General features: G+C 65.7%; 15 protein-coding genes, 1 tRNA gene and 1 pseudogene (1 of these 17 cut by a window edge). 8 read left to right on the forward strand and 9 right to left on the reverse strand.

Annotated features, from left to right (window positions below; translation table 11 throughout):
- Nucleotides 1-4,543, reverse strand: a pseudogene (locus B384_RS0106555) (ATP-dependent helicase) (it extends 302 nt beyond the left edge of the window).
- A gap of 148 nt (nt 4,544-4,691) precedes the next feature.
- Here B384_RS0106555 and B384_RS0106560 point away from each other — a divergent pair.
- A complete protein-coding gene (locus B384_RS0106560; protein WP_156809001.1) occupies nt 4,692-5,186 on the forward strand; it encodes a hypothetical protein in 495 nt (164 codons plus the stop codon).
- A gap of 24 nt (nt 5,187-5,210) precedes the next feature.
- Here B384_RS0106560 and B384_RS19630 read toward each other — a convergent pair whose 3' ends face one another.
- The 4 genes from B384_RS19630 to rlmH form a co-directional block, all read right to left on the reverse strand.
- A complete protein-coding gene (locus tag B384_RS19630) occupies nt 5,211-5,885 on the reverse strand; it encodes a DUF4232 domain-containing protein (protein WP_019482327.1) in 675 nt (224 codons plus the stop codon).
- 85 nt (nt 5,886-5,970) lie between these two features.
- A complete protein-coding gene (locus B384_RS0106570; protein ID WP_019482328.1) occupies nt 5,971-6,708 on the reverse strand; it encodes a YcnI family copper-binding membrane protein in 738 nt (245 codons plus the stop codon).
- Nucleotides 6,709-6,806: 98 nt separating this feature from the next.
- A complete protein-coding gene (locus B384_RS18025) occupies nt 6,807-7,421 on the reverse strand; it encodes a hypothetical protein (protein ID WP_019482329.1) in 615 nt (204 codons plus the stop codon).
- Between the two features lie 108 nt (nt 7,422-7,529).
- Nucleotides 7,530-7,982 carry a 23S rRNA (pseudouridine(1915)-N(3))-methyltransferase RlmH gene (rlmH, locus tag B384_RS0106580; RefSeq protein ID WP_019482330.1) on the reverse strand — a complete coding sequence of 151 codons (453 nt, stop codon included), beginning with the start codon at nt 7,980-7,982 and terminating at the stop codon, nt 7,530-7,532.
- A gap of 54 nt (nt 7,983-8,036) precedes the next feature.
- On the opposite strand from rlmH, the gene B384_RS0106585 reads away from it, so the two are divergent.
- Both B384_RS0106585 and B384_RS0106590 read left to right on the forward strand, forming a co-directional pair.
- The gene (locus tag B384_RS0106585) at nt 8,037-8,423 is read left to right on the forward strand and encodes a DUF2256 and DUF3253 domain-containing protein (RefSeq protein WP_019482331.1); all 387 of its coding nucleotides are present in this window, start codon (nt 8,037-8,039) and stop codon (nt 8,421-8,423) included.
- 109 nt (nt 8,424-8,532) lie between these two features.
- The gene (locus B384_RS0106590) at nt 8,533-8,976 is read left to right on the forward strand and encodes an arsenate-mycothiol transferase ArsC (protein WP_237715250.1); all 444 of its coding nucleotides are present in this window, start codon (nt 8,533-8,535) and stop codon (nt 8,974-8,976) included.
- 92 nt (nt 8,977-9,068) lie between these two features.
- On the opposite strand, the gene B384_RS0106595 is transcribed toward B384_RS0106590, so the two are convergent.
- The 3 genes from B384_RS0106595 to tadA all read right to left on the reverse strand — a co-directional run bounded on the left by B384_RS0106595 (nt 9,069) and on the right by tadA (nt 10,281).
- Nucleotides 9,069-9,153, reverse strand: a tRNA-Ser gene (locus tag B384_RS0106595).
- A 43-nt stretch (nt 9,154-9,196) separates the two neighbouring features.
- Nucleotides 9,197-9,682 (reverse strand): pyridoxamine 5'-phosphate oxidase family protein, encoded by a 486-nt coding sequence (locus B384_RS0106600; protein ID WP_019482333.1) that lies wholly within the window; start codon nt 9,680-9,682, stop codon nt 9,197-9,199.
- 113 nt (nt 9,683-9,795) lie between these two features.
- Complete coding sequence (gene tadA, locus B384_RS0106605; protein ID WP_019482334.1) at nt 9,796-10,281, reverse strand: tRNA adenosine(34) deaminase TadA; 486 nt, start codon at nt 10,279-10,281, stop codon at nt 9,796-9,798.
- A gap of 23 nt (nt 10,282-10,304) precedes the next feature.
- On the opposite strand from tadA, the gene upp reads away from it, so the two are divergent.
- The 5 genes from upp (at nt 10,305) to B384_RS0106630 (ending at nt 18,439) form a co-directional block, all read left to right on the forward strand.
- Nucleotides 10,305-10,940 carry a uracil phosphoribosyltransferase gene (gene upp / locus B384_RS0106610; RefSeq protein WP_019482335.1) on the forward strand — a complete coding sequence of 212 codons (636 nt, stop codon included), beginning with the start codon at nt 10,305-10,307 and terminating at the stop codon, nt 10,938-10,940.
- 427 nt (nt 10,941-11,367) lie between these two features.
- Nucleotides 11,368-12,207 carry a winged helix-turn-helix domain-containing protein gene (locus tag B384_RS0106615; protein ID WP_019482336.1) on the forward strand — a complete coding sequence of 280 codons (840 nt, stop codon included), beginning with the start codon at nt 11,368-11,370 and terminating at the stop codon, nt 12,205-12,207.
- Between the two features lie 275 nt (nt 12,208-12,482).
- On the forward strand, nt 12,483-14,939 hold the full coding sequence (locus tag B384_RS0106620; RefSeq protein ID WP_019482337.1) for a helix-turn-helix transcriptional regulator: 2,457 nt from the start codon (nt 12,483-12,485) through the stop codon (nt 14,937-14,939).
- Nucleotides 14,936-17,551, forward strand: a complete 2,616-nt coding sequence (locus B384_RS0106625; RefSeq protein ID WP_156809002.1) for a helix-turn-helix transcriptional regulator — start codon at nt 14,936-14,938, stop codon at nt 17,549-17,551. Before B384_RS0106620 ends, B384_RS0106625 begins: the two co-directional genes overlap by 4 nt.
- A gap of 363 nt (nt 17,552-17,914) precedes the next feature.
- On the forward strand, nt 17,915-18,439 hold the full coding sequence (locus B384_RS0106630; protein WP_019482339.1) for a SixA phosphatase family protein: 525 nt from the start codon (nt 17,915-17,917) through the stop codon (nt 18,437-18,439).
- On the opposite strand, the gene B384_RS0106635 is transcribed toward B384_RS0106630, so the two are convergent.
- Complete coding sequence (locus B384_RS0106635) at nt 18,436-19,851, reverse strand: dihydrolipoyl dehydrogenase family protein (protein ID WP_019482340.1); 1,416 nt, start codon at nt 19,849-19,851, stop codon at nt 18,436-18,438. The two genes, B384_RS0106630 and B384_RS0106635, sit on opposite strands and share 4 nt — an antisense overlap.
- Between the last annotated feature and the right edge of the window lie 125 nt (nt 19,852-19,976).

Here is a 19,976-nt window from a genome sequence, read left to right on the forward strand (position 1 = left end):
CGGGCCACGCCAGCGCCGCACCATAGGGGTTCGCCGGGTCGGTCGCGGCGAGGGCAATCGAGGACCGCACGACGGTGGGGTCCTCACCCGGGCGGCGTTCCTGCTGGGCGTCGGCTCCGAACGAGCGCAACCGGTCCACTGTCGCGGGGACGGCGAACTGGGCGGCGCCGAGGTGTTCGATGAAGTATCCGCGCCGGCACCTGCCCATTTCCTCAAGCCGGGCCAGGACTTTGTACTGCAGTCCGAACCCGCCGGGGGTACCTTCGCTGCCCACCGACCCGCGGGTGACCACCCCGTACCGGTCGAGCAGCAGTTCGGCTGTGGCATGGGCGTGGACGGTGGTTTCGGTCTCGACCTGCGGCAGCACCGTCCAGCGGCCGGCCGCCATGGGAGGGGTGCTGCGCTGGTAGCCGCGGACGCCGTCGTCGTTACCCTTGACCCGCATTGACGACCCGGTCAGGGACGCACCGGGCGCCCGGCCGAGCCGTCCGACCCGCGATGACCGGGCGCGCGGCGGGGCGGCGCGCTGCTTGTGGGCGGTTTTGCCGCCGGCCAGCAGACTCCGCACGGGGGTGAAGGTGTCGTTACTGATCCGGCCGCCCCACACCAGCTCCCAGAGTGCGGTGACCACCTCGGAATCGTTCCGTGGCGCCTCGGAGTCGAGCGACTCGACCAACTGCCTGAAGAAGTAGGCGCCACCCCGGTCCAGGAGCTCCAGGAGGTTCAGTTGCAGGGCGGATGGTTCGAACACCGGGTCGGGTCTGAGGGTGAGTGGTGCGTTCTCGGCCAGGTGCAGGGCAATCCACCCGTCGTTGCCGGGCAGCGACCCGGCCCCGGACCAGACCACCTCCCCGGTGGCGGTCAGCTCGTCGAGCATCGCCGGCGTGTAGTTGGCGACCCGTGAGGCGAGGATGAGCGGCTCCCACGCCGACGCCGGAATGGGAACCCCCGAGAGTTGGTCGACCACGGTGGCCACCCCGTCCAGCCCGCGGAGGGAGGAACCGACGTGCTGCCAGGCGGGAAGGAACCTGCCGTAGGCTGCGGGGTCCACCGGTTCCACTTCCTGCCGCAGCGCGGCCAGGGACCGACGGCGGAGCCGACGCAGCACCTCGACGTCGCACCATTCGCTGGGCGCCGCAGTGTGGGAGGACGCGGGGGTGTTCTCGGGGAGTGAGGCAACCGGGCGGAACTCACCTTCGACCACCCGGCCGTCTGCGGCGAGGCGCTGCAGGGCAGTCAACACCACGGCGACCCCCAGGCCCAGGCGCTGCGCCGTTTCGGCGGCGGTGAACGGTCCATGGGTGCGGGCGTAGCGCCCCACGAGGTCTCCCAGCGGATCCGCCATCGGTTCGATGAAGGCCAGCGGGATGCCCATCGGCAGTGGGACCCCCAGCGCGTCGCGCAGGCGGGCAGCATCCTCGACAGCCGACCAGCGTTCCTCGCCGGCGATGAAGACCTGCAGCGCCCGGTTGGCCTGACCGAGTTGCAGGAGCAGCGACCCCACCTGTTCGACAGCTGGGGTAGCGACGGACTCCTCAGGAGGCTGGAACCGGTCAGCTACCTCCTGCGTGGTGAGCGGGCCGAGGAGCCGCAGGAGGTCGGCGACGCCTTCAAGACCACGCACGGTCCGGTCCGGTGCGAGGCGCTGCAGTTCACTTTCAGTGGTGGCAATGACCTGCGGGTCCAGCAGTTCACGCAGTTCCGCGCGACCGAGCAGCTCGTTGAGGAGAGTGGGATCCAATGACAGGGCGGCGGCGCGGCGCTCGGCGAGCGGGGAATCGCCCTCGTAGAGAAAGGACGCTACGTAACCAAACAGCATGGATCGGGCGAACGGAGACGGCTGGGAGGTGGTCGTTTCGACTATGCGCAGTTCCCGGCGCTCGATGCTGGCAGCGATGTCCTTCAGCGCGGGCAGGTCATAGACGTCCTGCAGGCACTCGCGGACCGTCTCCAGGACGATCGGGAACGTGGGGTACTTCCGCGCAACGTCGAGCAGCTGCGCCGAACGTTGCCGCTGCTGCCAGAGTGGGGAGCGTTTCCCGGGGTTTTGCCGGGGCAGCAGGAGGGCGCGGGCAGCACACTCGCGGAACCGTGAGGCGAACAGGGCCGAACCGCCCACCTCGGTGGTGACGATGCCATCAAGTTCCTCCGCGTCGAAGAGGAACAACTCAGCACCCGGCGGCTCATCATCCATCAAGGGCACCCGCAGCACGATCCCGTCATCGGAGGCCATCGCCGAGCCGTCCATGCCGTAACGCTGCTCGAGGCGCGCCCCGACGGCGAGCGCCCAGGGGGCGTGCACCGGCATGCCGAAGGGGCTATGCAGGATCACCCGCCAGTCGCCGAGTTCGTCGTGGAACCGTTCAACCACCAGGGTGCGGTCGTTCGGGACAATCTCGGTGGCCGCACGCTGTTCGGCGAGGTAGGTCAGGAGGTTTCCCGACGCCCAGTCATCGAGACCGATCGCTTTGCACCGCGCCTGCGCGTCCTCGGGGGAGGCAACAGAGGTTTCGCGGACAAATCCGCCGATCGCGCGGCCAAGTTCCACCGGTCGGCCCAGGGAATCGCCCTTCCAGAACGGCAACCGGCCCGGCTGCCCGAACGCGGGGGAGACCAGCACCCGGTCGTGGGTGATGTCCTCGATCCGCCAGCTGGTGGCGCCGAGCGCAAACACGTCACCCACCCGCGACTCGTAGACCATTTCCTCGTCGAGTTCCCCGACCCGACGGCCGCCCTGTTTCCCCCCGGTGCCGGGTTCGGCTGAACCGACCAGGAAAACGCCGAAGAGCCCCCGGTCGGGGATGGTGCCACCAGACGTGACCGCTAGCCGCTGGGCGCCGGGCCTCCCGGTGATGGTGCCTTCCACCCGGTCCCAGATGATCCGGGGCCGCAGCTCAGCGAACTCGTCGGAGGGGTAGCGCCCCGCCAACAGGTCGAGGGTGGCATCAAACGCAGATCGGGGGAGGGTGGCGAAGGGGGCGGAGCGGCGGACGACGTCGAACCACTCCTCCACATCGATGGTGCCCAGGGCTGCCGCTGCCACCGTTTGCTGCGCCAGGATGTCCAGCGGGTTGGCGGGGATGTACAGCGGCTCGATTTTCCCGGCGAGCATCCGCTCCACGGTAACGGCGGTGTTTACCAGGTCTCCCCGGTGTTTGGGGAAGAGCACACCCTGCGAGACTTCGCCCACCTGGTGCCCGGCACGGCCCACCCGCTGCAGTCCGCTCGCCACCGAGAAGGGTGACTCCACCTGGACCACCAGGTCCACTGCACCCATATCGATTCCCAGTTCAAGCGAGGACGTCGCCACCACGCAACGCAGCCGCCCGGATTTAAGGTCATCCTCGATCAGCGCCCGCTGGTCTTTCGATACCGACCCGTGGTGTGCGCGGGCCAGGAGGGGCTCTGAGCCGTCAGTCTGGCCGGCCTGGCCCATCAGCTGGGCCGGTGGTGACTGGGTCGCCTGGTCCGCCGGAGCCTTCTCGGCGCGCTGGCCTGTCCCGGTGCCTGCCTTCGGCGCTGAGTCCTCAGCCGGTGCTGCCCGCAGTGCCGCCGCTTCCAGCCGTTCGGCGTGGATCTCGTTGAGGCGGGCGGTGAGGCGTTCGGCGAGCCTGCGGGAGTTGGCAAACACGATCGTGGAGCGGTTGGCCTGGATCAGGTCAACGATCTTCTCCTCGACGTGCGGCCAGATGCTGCCCTGCGGGACAGCTTCGGCGCCGTACGCGTCGTCGTCGTCGTTCCGCGTCGGCGGCCCGCCGAGCTCGGTCATATCCTCCACCGGCACAGTGACGGTCAGGTCCCACTGTTTTTTCGACGGCGGCGCGACGATCTCAACTGGAGCGTTGCCGCCCAGGAACCGGGCGACGGTCTCCTGCGGTTCTACTGTTGCTGAGAGCCCGATCCGCTGCACGGGTTTCTCCAGCAGGGCATCCAGCCGGGCGAGGGACACCGCGAGGTGCGCTCCCCGTTTGGAACCGGCCACCGCGTGGACCTCGTCGACGATGACCGTATCGACGTCGGTGAGGGTCTCCCGCGCCTTGGACGTCAGCATGAGGAACAAGGATTCGGGGGTGGTGATGAGGATGTCGGGTGGCCGGGTCAGCAGGGCGCGGCGATCCGCCTGGGAGGTGTCACCGGATCGCACTCCCACAGTGATTGACGGCGCTGGAAGGCCCAGCCGTTTGGCAGTCTGGGTGATACCGATCATGGGGGCACGCAGGTTACGTTCGACGTCGACGCCGAGCGCCTTCAACGGCGAGATGTACAAGACCCTGGTGCCGCGCTTCTTCGCGGGTACTCCCTTGGTGGCCGGTGCCTCCTCGGCCGCGCCGGCGGCGATGAACTTGTCCAGCGCCCACAGGAACGCTGCCAGGGTTTTCCCGGAACCCGTCGGCGCAATGACCAGGGCGTTCGAGCCCGCCGAAATGGCGTTCCAGGCCCCCTCCTGCGCGGAGGTGGGCGCGGCAAAGGCTCCGGCAAACCACTGATGGGTTGCGGGAGTGAACTTATCCAACACCGATGTCACCGATTCATCATCTCTCAGGCGACTGACATTTTGCGACGCAGCGGGCCGAGGCTCCCGCACCGCGGCCAAATGGAGGGTAGCTTTCAAGGTAGAACGCCCCAACTGCAGCAGGAAAGGCTCACCCATGAGAGGCCAGGTAGGAAACAACTGGGTTCCGATGGCCGGTGTGTCTGCTCTTTTTCTGGGCGGTGCGGTGGCCAGCCTGATCGCCGGTGAAAACACTGGCGCCGTGGCAGCCTACTTTGTGGTGGCGACCCTGATCCTCATCCTGTTGGCGGCGCCCTGGCTGGTGCGCAACCCGCCAGCGATCAACGCCAACTCGGGCACCTACCTGATTCTGGCGGTGGTTCTGGAACTCGCGGCGCTGCTCGGCGGATCAATCGAAGCGCTCCGGGGGCTTGGCGGCTGGATCGTTCTGGGCGCGGGTCTGGTCACCTACGGACTGCTGGAACGGGGTCGGGTAATGGTGACCGCCGGAGCCTTCGCGGCGCTGGCCGGCGTCGCCGCCGTCGTTGGCCAGCAGACCTGGTTGACCTTGACGCTCCAGCTCCTCACCGCAGCGATTTTCGCCCTCGCCGCTGGACGGTTGAGGCACCTATTATTCAGCGAGCGTCGGGCATCGGACGGCACCACTGACTCACGATCGCCAGTCTTCCGCTAAGACTGGTTCCCGGCAGTATCTGGGCTACATGGCGGTGACAGGGCCAACGGTCATGAGGATGATGTCCTCGGCCGCGCAGCCAACCGATTCCTGGACCGCGATCAGCGAGTCGGTGGCACCCGGTGGGTAGACCCTGACACCGGTGGTTTCGGTGATGCTGCAGCCGTCACCGTAATTCTGGGCATTGGTCTGTTGCAGGGTGGCGATGGCGGACTGGCCCGGCGCCAACACCACGGTGGGGGACTCCACTCCGGGTTCCCGGTCGGCGGGGGCGCCGACCTGCGCCTCTGATGCGTCGACGTAGGACACTCCCGGGTAGCCGGTCATGGTGCATTCCTCGTCCGACATATTCGAGAGGATCAGGTTGCGTGCGGCGGTACCCGCGCTGCCAGCACCCATCGGTGTTTCCACTGTGGCGGCCAAATCGGCAGCGGTGCAGCTCCCGTCGTCCTCGGGCTCGGCTGCGGTGGGCTCTTCCGACGCTTCTTCGGTCGGGGTGGCTGAAGCCTCCGGGGAGGGGGATTCGCTGGCTTCCTCGGTCGGTGCCGTGGTCGGAGCGGCGGAGGTGGTGGCTTCCGGAGCGGGCGTCGATTCCTGCTCGGTGGAACTGGACGCACCACATCCCGCAACCAACGCGATGGAACTGATGGCCGCGAGGACGGCAGCGGCTTTGGACGAAGTGCGTGTGTGGATACCCATGGACTCACCTTCGCCGGTGATTGCCCCTGCGTCAATCGGTCGCACTCATGAGACGACCGATTGACGCAGGGATCGTTACCGACTGCTATTTGGCGCCGCGGGTCCGGACCAGGGCCAAGACGCCCGCTGCCAGACCGAGCAGGCCGGCGGCCAGTGCCACCCAAATCACGGGCTGGGTTGCCGTTGATTCGGTGGTGGAAGCCTGCTCAGTATCGGCGGCGTCGGCCTCGTCGGTGGCTGACGCGTCGTGGCCGTGCCCGCCTTCCTCGGTCTCGGCGGTGGTGACGAAGGAGGGTGCCGGGCTTTCGGGTTCCTCGGCACCTTCCTCGGCTACCTCATCCCAGCTGGACACACTGCCATCGGAGTACGTCTGGATGGCAGGCAGCGTGACAGTGGTTCCGGCCTCGGGTAGCCGCCCCACTGACAGCGAGAAGACCTGGTACTCGTCGGCGGACAGCGAGTCCCCTTCGCTGTCCGCGGTCCACACCACTGACAGGGCGCCCTCGGTGATGGTGGCGCCGTCGACCTCGACGGGCTCGGGAAGCTCGCCGCGGACGACCTCGGCGGTCCAGCCCTCTACCGGTTTGGCACGCACCGAGGTGAAGGGGTTATCGGTGGGCAGCTGGACCTCAACTTTCTCGGTCAGGGCCGTGTCCGATTCGCTGGGTACCGAGAAGTTGAGTTGCGTGTAGCCGCCCGCAGTGGTGCTGGCTGGGCTCACATTGACGTGGGCTGAGGCCGTACCCAGACCGAGGGCCATGAGGCCCGCGGTGGTAACGGCGAGTGCCGAGGTGGTGACGGTCCGGCGTGATGAAGCGTTCATGGGAATGCCTTTCAGGATGCTGCCCGGGCGCACAACGCTCGCAGGGTCAGCGAAAAGTGGGTGTTGTGATGAGGCGGTTGCCCCCGTGGCAACAAGGTTCAGGCAGGCAGCAAGACGGGGGCGGGCAGGTGCGGTGGCCCCCGGAGCGCGGGAGTGTCGCGCAGGGCGCGTACCGAACGGAGCGCCGGTGCCGGCGGGAACAGGGCCATTCGTGGGACTGGGACGCCGATGACGACGTCGGGCAGTCGGAGTAGTGGTACGAGCCAGGCGGCTGCCAGGTGCAGGGCGTATTCGCCCCGGTGGAGCATGAACCCGGTGGCGGCGACGGCGACGCCGTGGAGTGTGAGCATCCAGAGGTCGGTGTGCGCGGCGGCGGGGTGCGCGTGCGCACCATTCGGCATGCAGTTGACCGCCTGGACGGCGTAGTGGGTGGCGGGTGCGGTGACGCAGGCCGCCGTCGTCGACGTCAGACTGAACGCGTGGTGCAGGAGCCATTGCCCCAGAGCGAGAACGAGAAGGAGGGCGGGTAGCGATAATGCTTTTTTGGAGATGACTGTCACTGCCAAGAGCGTTGCCGACCCCAGCACGGCAACGATCAACGGGGCTGGGAGGTTTCCCCCACCAATAACGTGCGCCCCGGCAGCAAGGGCGAGGACAACTGCTGAAGTCACCGAGGAGCGGGCCAGGCGATGCGAAGCCGGTGCGCCGCTCATGATCCTCCCTCAGGTCCAGTGGTTGTCCGCACTCGTACTACGGCTGAAGGGCTACCCGCCCTACCCAAGGGTATTCGACGCCGGGTGGGGGACGGCTTGGTGAGGGTGCTACTCGTGGTGATAGGGGCGCCCGGCTGCGATCTCCTGCGCGCGGTACAACTGTTCGGCGAGGATCAGCCGGACCAGCTGGTGCGGAAAGACCAGGGGGGAAAGCGACCACACCAGGTTGGCGCGACTGTGGACTGACGGGTCAACCCCGTATGCGCCGCCGATGATCAAAATCACAGTCCGGGCGTTGTCGATGGGCTGTTGGAGGGTCCGGGCCAGGCCGGGGGAATCGAGGGCTTTGCCGCGTTCGTCGAGCAGGATGACGAAGTCGTTGGCCGTGAGTTTCGCGAGGAGCCGTTCGGATTCTTCGCGGCGGGCGGCGTCGTTCTCCCGGGCCGAGTGGGGAATGAGCTGCCAGCTCAGGTCGAAGGGTTTCTTGAGGCGCTTCTCGTAACGCGCGATGCCGTCACTGACCCACGCCTCGTGCTTCTTACCTACCGCCAGAATCCGCATAGCCACAGGTGACACCCTACAAGGGTGCCCCTGCGTCTCGGGGACAATGAAGTTATGGCCCACCGACAGCGCGGAAGCACGCAGGAACCCGACGACAAGACCTGCGTGTCCTGCGGGCGACGGATGGAGTGGCGGGCCAAATGGGCGGCGAATTGGGCTGAGGTGCGCTACTGCTCGGCCGCCTGTCGACGCCGGGGGGTCACCCCCACCGATCAGGAACTGGAAGCCAAAATCCTTAGCCTGCTGGCTGCGGCGCCGACCATCTACCCTTCCGATGCAGCGCGTGCGGTGGGCGGCGATGACTGGTCTCGCCTGGAGGAGCCCGCGCGACGGGCGGCCCGGAGGCTGGTCGCTGCCGGCGAGGTTCAGATCACCCAGGCAGGCTCAGTGGTCGATCCCTCGACGGCCAAAGGGCCATTCCGCATCCGGCGGGCGCGGTAGACGGGTCGACCCCCGCACCAGACATCGACAACTGTCGATGTCGTCACGTAGTCTAGCGCCATCGAATGAAGCCGCCCTCTCAGGGTGCAAACACAAAGAGTGAGGCGCGATGACCGATCCCGACGGAAAAACACCGGTACCTATGAAGCCATCAGTGCTGTTCGTATGTGTCAAGAACGGCGGCAAATCCCAGCTGGCCGCAGGCCTCATGAGGTTGGAAGCAGGTGACGGGATCTCAGTCAGTTCTGCTGGCACCAAACCCGGAACCGCCATCAACGCACTCTCGGCTGAGGTTCTTGCAGACCTCGGTGTTGACATTTCAGCGGAGCAGCCCACCCTGTTGACCGAGGAGGACATGCGTGCCGCCGGGCTCGTCGTGGTTCTCGGCGGGGAAGCAAAGGTCCCTGCAGTCCAAGGCGTTGAGGTGGAAATCTGGGAAACCGATGAACCTTCCCTGCGCGGTATCGAAGGGCGTGACCGGATGGTACTGGTCCGCGACGACATCCACGTCCGGGTGAAGGGCCTGAGGGAACGGCTGCTTTCCCCGAGCTGACGAACCCGTTTCGAGGGCAGCGTACGCCCACCGGAAACAGGTAAGGCCCCGGTTCCCTTTGTTTACAAGGGAACCGGGGCCTTACTCACTCGCGGTGACGGTGGGATTTGAACCCACGTTGGCTTTCACCAAACAACATTTCGAGTGTTGCACCTTCGGCCGCTCGGACACGTCACCAACGCAGTTACTTTACCGGTTGGCGGGCCCAAGCCCCAAAACGCTAGAGATCGACGACGTCGTTCTTGCCTGGATCGGCGCGCTCACCGGTCACCAGACCCTTGGCGATCTTGAAAGCCGAGACGATCTTCGGGGAATTCAGGGTCCAGTATTCGGCGGTATCGGCGTCGACCTTGATCAGGGCCACCGAGGTGTCGTCCTTGCCGTTCTCGAACCACGGCTCCACCGAAGCACTCCACAGCTCGTCGATCTTGGCGCGGTCCTTGGTCAGCGACGCGGTGCCCGTGATCGATACGTAGCCCTTGCCGCTGCTGATTGACACGTTCACCTGCGGATTGGTGCGGATTTCCGCGGCCTTCGGCGAGGGGTCCTCCGTGAAGAACCACAGATCGCCGTCGAACTCGGCCTTCTGCACGGCGAGCGGGCGGCTGACCAGCTGGCCCTCACCGTTGATGGTGGTCAGGATTGCGATGTCTGCATCCTTCAAAACCTTGTGTAGTTCCTTCATGCCATCCTGCTGCGAGGTCATCAAGTGCTCCTTTTAACTATGCGGCTTACCGGATTTAGTCAGCCTACGCAGTACCTCAGGTCAGCGATACCGGCTTAGCCTCCAGCGAAATCCGCTGGCACTGCCCGACGGTGTCACCGTTCGTTGCGCTGGGCGGTGAAAAAGTCCTTCAGCAACTCGGCACACTCGTCTTCGCGGATCCCGGGCACAACCTCGGTCCAATGGTTGAGCCGTCGTTCCCGCAGCACATCAAAAACCGACCCTGCCGCGCCCGCCTTGAGGTCCCATGCCCCGAACGCGACGCGCGGGACGCGTGCCAGCACCGAGGCGCCGGCGCACATGGCGCACGGCTCGAGGGTGACCACCAGGGTGCACCCGTCCAGCCGCCAGTTGCCGGTGGTCGCCGCGGCACGGCGCAAGGCCAGCACCTCGGCGTGGGCTGTCGGATCCCCGGTCGCTTCACGCTCATTCCAGCCGGTCCCCAGTACCGTGCCATCTGCGGCGACGACGACGGCGCCAATCGGCACATCCGCCGTCTCCAGGGCGCGGTGTGCAGCATCCAGTGCGAGGCCCATCCACTGGGAAAGGAGCGGGTCGGTTCCGAGGGGGTTTGGCGGCATGCCCCCAATGATACTTTTGAGCTATGCGCGTACTGGTTGTAGATCATCCCCTTGTAGCCCACAAACTCACCGTCCTCCGGGACAAGGACACGGCATCGCCCGTGTTCCGGCAGTTGACCGAGGAACTGGTGACGCTGCTCGCCTACGAGGCAACCCGCAATGTCCGGGTGGAGCCCGTCGAGATCGAAACGCCGGTGACTACCGCGATCGGGACGGGGTTGGTGAAGCCCACCCCCCTCGTCGTCCCCATTCTTCGTGCTGGCCTGGGCATGCTGGAAGGCATGACCCGGTTGGTTCCCACCGCCGAGGTGGGTTTCCTGGGCATGGCCCGCAACGAGGAGACCCTCGAGGCCATCACCTACGCGGAACGGCTGCCCGACGACCTCACCGGCCGCCAGATTTTCGTCCTCGACCCGATGCTCGCCACCGGCGGCACCCTGCGCGAAGCGATCAAGTTCCTGTTCAAACGCGGCGCCGCCGATGTCACCTGCATCTGCCTCCTCGCCGCACCCGAGGGCCTTGCCGCACTGCAGGCCGAGCTCGAGGACGCCAACGTGACCATCGTGCTGGCCTCCATTGACGAGAAGCTCAACGAAAATGCCTACATTGTGCCCGGACTGGGTGACGCGGGAGACCGCCTGTACGGCGTCGTCGGCTAGTCGCGGCCTCGATGGCGGCAGCTGCGTGGGGGCGCCGCCGTCGACGTCGTCGTTGACCGATTTCGCGTTCGGTGAGCCTGTGTGCGACGGCGTTGTGCCCGGGGAATCCGGTCCGCACCGGCGGAATCGCAGCGGGAAAAGGGCGACTGGCCGCACCCCAAACCATTGTTACTTGCGCGTAAAGGAATGTGACGTGCAATAATTTGTAACGTGTTTACCCACTCATCGGCATCTCCAGCTGCAGCATCAACCGCAGGCGCACAGCCTGCGAGTGCCACGCGCTGGTGTCGAATGCACGCGTAACGGCTTACCCACACCCCTTACGCACTCCTAGCCCAACGGCGGGCTCCATTGAAGCCATCTCGACTCGGGCATACCCCCGCATTCGTGCCGTGATGACGGCCATTCACGTAGAGGCAAGCGATATATGTCAGTAGCATCCGGATACGTCCACATCTCTCTCCGCAACGCACAGAGCCGCGCCAACCTTCAGGGCCGCTCCTACCAGTCGCGCCCCTCCTTCGTCCCCTACGGCGAGGTTCCGGCGCAGGACCAGGCCGCGTCCGGGTACCGCCCCCTCCAGGCCGTGGCTGGCCCACTGGACAGCGCCCACCCCGATACGGCGCCCACCCCGGTGGTCACCCCGAACGGAGTGCCCGGCCCCCAGTCCGTGACTGGTGATACCACCGCGCGCGGCTTCGTGCTATATGTCGCACTGGATGAGGGAATCGCTGCCACCTGCGGCACCACGTTGACCAAGCTGGCCCAGGACGTCAGGGCCTACGTTCGGTCCGTCGTCCCAGAGGCCCAAAGCCACGCTGCTGTGGCGCTGGCACCCGCCGACGCCGTGGGAAGCGATATCGACGTCGTCCGGCAGGCTCTCGGCGACCCCACAGTTACCCGGCGCGTCCCCGCTCAGGCGGCCCAGCCTGCCGCACCGCGACCCACGGGTGTCCTTATCGACCTGTCCCGGCGAGAGGTTCACCTCGACGGCGACACGCTCAACCTCACTTTCAAGGAGTTCGAACTCCTCAACTACCTGGTCGAAAACGCGACCCGGACAGTTGGCCGTGAGGAACTTCTCAGTGGGCTGTGGCGCAATGCCGAAGAGGTGCCCAACGAGCGCACTATCGACGTCCACATTCGCCGTCTTCGCTCCAAGCTGGGGCGGCTCGCGAACACCGTCCGAACGGTCAGGGGGCAGGGCTACCGGTTCTACGAGCACCCTGAAGTCATCGTCTGGGCCGCCCCCGAATACTCCATCTAGTCGGGTCAGCGCCTAATCGCCGCCGCCAGCCGGTAGCAAAACCGCCACCAGGGGTACCAAACCGCGGCGGCAAGTGCTAACCTGTGGCAATCTCATCATCGGGGTGACTGTTGGGAGTCAGTCGCCCTCAAGATGAGATGGGCCGGGTAACCAGTGGCTGCAGAAGCGGAAGACTATACGATTCCCTGCGCCCTGGCGGGTGTTCGGGATGGTGTGTGACGAGGCGGTAGTAGTTGCCAGTTCCCATTTCCACACTCGCCACATTGGGGATAGGTATGACTGGGGACAGAACCCGCGGCCAGTTGCTTACGCAACTGGAGGTGCTGCTTCGTCGCGGAGTGTCGGTGGTCGTCGAAGGCCAATTCGGTTCCGGAAAAACGGAGTCCCTGAAGATCGCTGCCCGGTCGCTTGAGTCTGACCGAACCATTGTGCGCCTCCGCGGAACCCCCCGAGGCACCAAGACCGCATACCTGGCGCTCGCAGACCTGGTCAGGGTCCGTCCAGGTACGGTCCCACACCCGGCCGTGATGTTCGCCCAGCTCGCCCTGCGGCTGAGGAAGCTGGCCGTCGAACGCCCGGTGATTCTCCTGATCGATAATTTCGATTTCCTCGACCCGCAGAGCAGGGCCATGTGCACCATGCTGCTGGAGATGCCCTCGGTAACCCTCCTGGTGTCCTGCAACCGGGTCGAGGACACCCCCGAACTTCGCGCGGCCGTCAACAGCCGCACCATGGAAGCCCTCACCCTTTCCTCGCTATCGGTTGCCGAGGGTAGGGAGGTTATCGAGCGCTTCCTCGGGGGCGAGGTCTCGACGTCGGTTGTTAACTCGCTGCACGCCCATTCCAGAGGCAATGCAAGGATTCTGACCATGCTCGCCGCGCATGGTCGCGAGAACGGCAACATTGCACACGTCGACGGACTCTGGCGCACCACCGCCCACTACGCCGAGCCCTTCACCAGTAGCTCATTGCGCAGCGGCCTGGCGGTGCTGCAATCGCGGCTCAACGCCGATGAACGCGCCGCATTGGAAGTACTTGCTGCGGCCGGATCAGTCCACATTGATGTGCTGGCACGTCACTGCGATATGCGGGCACTCGAACACCTGCAGCGCGAAGGCATGGTGGATGCCCGCGACGGCGGAAACACCTACTGGCTGCATAGCAAAGGGCTGGCCCACATTCTGCGGCAGACTCTGGGGGACGCCAGAAGCCGTCAGATCTGGACCGAAATCGTGGAGCCCGGGATGGCCCTCCGAGGGGTACGCCCACCGGGCGCGAACATTGTTTGGGCGCTCCAACGCGGAATCGAGGTCAATGACACGGCCCTCCTGAACGCCGCCGACGACGCGATGCGCGCCTATTCCCCCCGCATCGCCCTCGATCTGGTTTCCGCCGTGAAACGGAAGACTGAACTCTCGGCCCGGGTGCAAGCGGAAGCCCACTGGTTCCTCGGGCAGGTGGAGGAGGGCCGGCGTGCCCTGGATGGTCAGGCCGACGCGCCGGAGGCGTCGACCGCACCAGCCGTCGATGACGCGGCAATCAGCCAACTGGTCCGGTCTGTCTTCGCAGCCGATGATGTGGCCTGGGATGAGGACCCGGAGCAGCTGACCGAGGACCCGCTGCGGCAGCTGCTGATTCACCGGCGGACCGGCAACTACCCCGCCCTGTTGTACGTCTTCCGCGCGAACAGTTTTCCTTCGGGTTCGGACGCCCGCTACCTGGTCACAATGCTGGCCGCGGAGGCCTATGCCGCGTGCGGAGACTCGGCGCGGGCACGACTCATGACCATCGAATGCGGGCTCGTTGCTGGGAGCGTCCGGTCCGCCGTCGTGCGTGAACTTGGTGAAACCGCCCACTACCGGGTGCTGTTCCTCAACGGCGAGTGGCGGGTGCTCACTGACATGCTCTCCCAGCACGTACTGCGACGGCCAGGCCGCTTGTTGTTTGGCGAACAGTCGACCCTGTCGCTCCCACGCCTGATCTCCCGAGAGTCGCGGGACGGCGTCATCGCCGGAGATCGTAGTGCGGCGCGTCCCGCTGACCTGTTCGCCTGGTTTATCCAACGGTCGGCGGACCTGTTCGCCCTGCAAGGCTCAGGCCGTTCACCGGCCACCGGGTTGCAGGAATTGGCGGGGGACAGGAAGCTCACCGGCCTGTTTGGGCTGCAGCTGTTCGCGCTGGGTTCCCTGGTGCTCTTGCAGGGGGAAGGCGACACGGAGGCTGCCCTCGCTGACCATTTCAACGAACTGGACCTCAAGCGCCTCGAACGGTGCGCCCGAAACACGTCGGGCCCACTGGCTCGGCAGTTGGGGCTCCTCGCCGAAGGTCTGCTGGCCGGCGATCCAGCTACCCTCGTCCGGGCAGCGCAGGCCGCCGCCCGCCACGGAAACGTCGGACTGTCGGCCGTGGCCGCCACTCTCGCCTCGCGGGCTGCTGGCAGGATCAAACAACCCGAGGTCCAGCGGGCTGCGCAGGTACTGGTGCCTGGTTCGGATTCCCGCCCCACCATGCCTGAGGACACCTCGATGCTGACCCGCCGAGAGCGTCAGGTGGTTGATCTCGCTATGTCCCGCAGCAAGAACTCGGAGATCGCCGCAGTCCTTGGCATTTCACCGCGGACAGCCGAACGCCACCTTCAAAACGCCTACCGCAAACTGGGTGTCTCCACCCGCGAGCAGTTGCGGCTCGTGCTGCAGTCACCGGATGGCGCCGCCGAATCGGGCGGTGCGTGAAGAGGGTGTCCCCCGCCGGCAAACTGACAGGGAGCATCCTCGACGAGGTACTCCACGCCGCGGGACGGGAACTCGTCACCGCCCGCTCTGGGGGGCTGCTCCTCACGACGTCGACGGTTTTCGGCGGGGACTTCCTCCTCACGCGCGTTCTTGCGTCCGCCGATCCCTTTTATACGGTCAGTGTGCAGGGAACGGAGTCATTTTCGGATGTTCCGTACGCGCCGCTGGCACCCTTGCTCCAGGATTCTCCGGACATCGACTTCGAGTCGGAGCTGGACGTCCTCTCCGCGGTTCGCGATCGGATCCAGCGACTGACTGGGGGGCGGAGCTGTGTTGTGGTGGTGCGTGGACCGGAGCATCTCGATTCGGCGAGTATCGCCCTGTTGACCAGGCTCGCCGAGTCGCCCTCGGTCGGCTTGCTGATCCGGAGCGGCCCCCGCAGCAAGCTACCGCTGGACCTGGAACTCGTCCTTGCTGACGGTTTTATCGAGGAGGTTCACATCCCGGTGCTGACCGCCGCCGACGTCAGGGAGTACTTCGATTCCATCCTGGGAGCCACCCTCCCGATGTTGTCCAGCACCCTGGTCTGCGACGTCATCGGTGGGAGTCCGGTCCTGCTGGAAATGGTGACCCGGGACGGCGAACTGAAGGACCTGATCCAACTGCGCGACGGCGTCTGGATCCTGCCGCGTGAACTCAGCCTGACCGACCGGATGGCCGAGCGCATTTTCAGCCTGATCGCCGATTATGCTCCGGAGGAAGCCGACGTTCTCCTGACTGTTGCGCTCGCCCACCAGATACCGGTCGAGGTGGCGGTCCACTTTTGGGGGGTGGACCCGGTCAACGCCTTGTTGCTGGAGGGTGCGCTCTCCAGGGAAGAAGATGCCGGGACGATCTGGCTGCGCGCGGCGCCGCCCATCCTCGGCGCAGCTATCCGGCACCAGGTTGAACCTTTCCGGTCCCGACGGCTCTGGGAGAACGTCCACGAGCACCTCACCGACCTCACGAACACCCCGGGCATCATCCACCGGGTGCTGTGGAAACTGTCAGTCGGGGTCACCGTCGACGACCATGAGGTGCTGACCGCTGCCACGATGGCGAACCGCCTCGACCAGCCAGACACGGCGGAACTCCTGCTCCGCCGGCTACCGTCCGATGTTGCAGCGGACCACTCCGGCGTCTTTGCAGCTGCAGAGGTGCAGCGTGCACGCACCGAGTTCTATAACGGCCGAACCGACCTCGCCCTGGCGCGCCTCCGACGGCTCGTTCTCAGCGATCCCGGATCCGACGTCCTGATCTCGGTGATCCACTTCATCTTTCAAATTAATCTCGCCACGGGGTTGGGAGCATCAGCACTCTCCGAGGCGATCCGGCGTCACACAGCGACTGGCCCGGCGGGCAAGGCCTACGAAAGCACCCTGATCGTGCGGCTGGGCCGCGAGCTGCAGCAGCTCACCGCCGGAATCATCCCCAAGAACCCGGTGGTCGAAGCAACCGGGGTGCCGCAGGATCCCCGGGAAGCGCTTTGCTGGCATCTCGTCTCGGGTGAGCTGCTCTACCGGCGCGGCGACCTCCTGGGCGCAGCAGCAGAACTGGACCTCGCGCTGGACCTGGTGCTCGATCATGAGCACCTGCGCAACCATGGCGGATACATCGTGACCCGGCTGATGTTCCTGCTGGCCGGAGGCGGCTTCTGGGACGAGCTGGCGGCACTCCAAACCAAGGTGACGGCCCGCCGGGCTCCCTGGATCAAGCGGTTCACCGGGTTTTGGGAGCTGGTTGAGGGGCTGACAGCGCTCCGGAGGGGACGGCCCCTGACCGCACTCGCGCACTTCAGGACAGCTGTTGTGGTTCTCCGGGCACGCGACATCAAGCAGTTCAGGCCCCTCGCCGCCGCGCTTGCTACCTATACGGCGTGGCTTATCGGCGATCCGAGTCTGAGCGATTTCGTGGGGGAGTACCGGAGGCTTACCCACCTCGGACCGCCGGAACGCCGGATGCTCGCCGAAGCCTACATGGCCGTGGTGGGTGAGGCTCCGGCCAGCGCCTCAACGCGTCAGCGCGGACTGATCCCGGTTGAGGCAGCAAATCCGCAGATTCGCGCAGAGCTGAGTGTCCTGCGGGTGCAGATCGGCGCCGATGACGCCGTCGACGTCGCCATCGAACGTACCGCTGGACTTTCTGATCCGCGCGCCCAAAGCCTTCACACAGTGCTGACCGCGCTCGCCTCCGGAAGCGTGAGCGAGCTGGTTGACGCAGCAGAGTTTTGCCTCGACCGGGGGCAGGACCTGTTGGTTCCGGTCTGTCTGGGGGTCCTGCTGACCCAGTCGCCGGGATCGAACAGCAAGGTGGTGCGTAGTGCCTCGAAGCTGCTCGCTCGGCTCGACCCCGAACTTCAGCGGCTACACCCCCAGCTGGCGTCGCTGCGTCACGCCACCCGCCTCACCCCGCGTGAGGCAACCATCGCCGCTGACGTCGCTGCCGGGAAGACCGCCAAGCAGATCGCCAAGCAATACGGAGTGTCGATCAGGACGGTCGACGGGCACGTGGAAAGCGTCCTCACAAAGCTGGGATTGTCCTCCCGGAAGGACATCGGAAAGCGTTCACCGTAGCGGCGGATCCAGAAAAGGAAAAAACTACGTAGCGTCTTCGAAAAGTCGGGTAGTACCTGCGTAGTGATGGTAAGCGGTTCGCAGCCTATGTTGATTACAAGGAAGAAATTCCCAGGTCGGTGCAGACACCAGCACTGAAGCTTAGAGCCGGAGGCGGCGGAGGGACTCCCCAACGAACCTCGCCGCCTCTGCCTCCGCCAGTGTGGAGGGCAGCATCGACCGAAGCGGAACACCGACCGCTGACCCACAGATCGGAGCGGTTTCCCGGGGCGAGAGCCGGGAAGCCGCTCTTTCTGTTGGATCCCTGGAAGTGGCGATCCGAGGTGCGTCACCCTGGCGGGGAAACACCATAGACTTCAGGCCATGGCATCTCACCACCTCAAACGGCTCATGCTGCTGCGGCACGCCAAATCGGACTGGCCCCGCAACGTCGAAGACTTTGAGCGTCCGCTCAGCACCCGCGGGCACCGTGATGCACCGTTACCCGGGCTCTGGATGGTGGAAAACGACTCCGTCCCGGACCTTATTCTGTGCTCGTCCGCCCTGCGCACGCGGCAGACCTGCACCTGGGTCTGTAAGGAGCTCGGTGATAAGGCGCCGACCCCCAAACTTGAGGACCGGCTATACTCGGCGTCTGCGGCAGCGATCCTGGCGTTGATCAACCACGTTCCCGAGACGGTCACCAGCCTTCTGGTGATCAGCCATCTGCCCGGAGTCCAGGAACTCGCCATGCGGCTGGCCTCGGTGGATTCGGACGAGGAAGCGGTGATGGACATGGCGACCCACTACCCGACGTCGGGCCTGTCAGTCCTGCAGCACGACCGACGCTGGGCGGAGCTGGATGGCCGGGACGCCGTGATGACCAACTTCGTGGTGCAGCGGGCCTAGAGGCCGTACTTCTCCAGCAGGCGTAGCCAGACTTCGCTGATGGTCGGGTAGGCCGGCACAGCGTGCCACAACCGGTCCAGTGGGACTTCCCCAGCGATCGCAATGGTCGCGGCATGCAGTAATTCAGCGACGTCCGGTCCGGCGAAGGTCATCCCGACCAGGACTTTACGATCCTCGTCCACCACCATCTGCGCCCACCCCTGATAGTTGTCGGCGTGGAGCGCGGACCCGGCCACCGCAATCTCCAGCGATGTCTCGCTGACGTTGAGGCCCGCGTCCTGCGCCTGCTCCAGGGTTCGCCCCGCCATCGCAATTTCGGGGTCCGTGAAGACCACCTGCGGGACGGCGTACTGATCAGCGGAGGCGGCGTAGGCGCTCCAGTCCTCGACGGCGTCCTTGAGGGTGCCAGCCGCACGGGCGGCGATCGCCGAACCGGTGATCCTTGCCTCGTATTTACCCTGGTGGGTCAGCAGGACCTTGCCCGCGGCGTCGCCGACGGCATACAGCCAGTCGACCCCCTGTACCCGGCCCGAAGGGTCGATGACGAGCTTCTTCGGGTCAAGACCGAAATCCTCCAGGCCGAGGCCGGCCAGGGCAGGGGACCGACCGGTGGATACCAGTAGCTTCTCGGCGGTCACTGTCTCGCCACCTTCAAGGTGTACGGTCACCGAGCCGTTGTCCTGCTGCCTCACCGATTCGGTTGCAGTGTCAGTCCTGATGTCGATACCGTCACTCTCGAGCCCCAGACGCACCAGTTTGCTGGCCGGGGCGGGGTAATTAGAGAGGAGGCCGCTGCGGGCAATAATCGTCACCGCCGAGCCGAGCCGGGCGAAGGCTTGTGCCAGTTCGGTGCCAGCGACACCGCCACCAAGGACGGCGAGGGACGTGGGGATCCGGGGTGTCGAGGTGGCTTCGCGGGTTCCCCAGAACTCAACCGTGTCCAGACCGTCGACCGGTGGGATGGTGGGCGTGGAGCCGGTCGCCAATACCACTGCAACCCGGGCGGTCAGGGGGGTGACGTCGTCGTCGTGATGCACCTCGACCGAACGCTCACCCGTGAGGCGTGCTGTGCCGCGGACCAGGGTGATTCCGCTGTCCTTCACCCAGTCGGCCTGCGACGAATCGTCCCAGTTGGATGTGAATTTGGTGCGACGATCCAGCACCTGCCCTGTGTCGAGGGGGCCGGTGACTGCTTCCCGGGAGCCGGCCACCGCCGAGGCGGCCTTTAGCGCCGTGCCGGGGCGCAGTAAGGCCTTGGACGGCATGCAGGCCCAGTAGGAGCATTCGCCGCCGACCAACTCAGCCTCGACCAGCGCCGCTGAGAGTCCCGCCCGCACCACGCGATCAGCCACATTCTCGCCGACAGCGCCAGCACCGATCACAATTACGTCAAAATCCCTGGAGTCGTTCATGCCTTGAGCTTTTCACTGCCGGTGCGCCGGGGCAACCTTTGCCTGGCAGTTATCCAAAAGCCGGCACGCAAAAGCCTGGGCAAAAGAAAACACCCCCGGCCGAAGCCAGGGGCGTTTTCTTTTTT

The organism is Arthrobacter sp. TB 23 (assembly GCF_000294595.1).
Classification (GTDB): Bacteria; Actinomycetota; Actinomycetes; order Actinomycetales; family Micrococcaceae; genus Arthrobacter_D.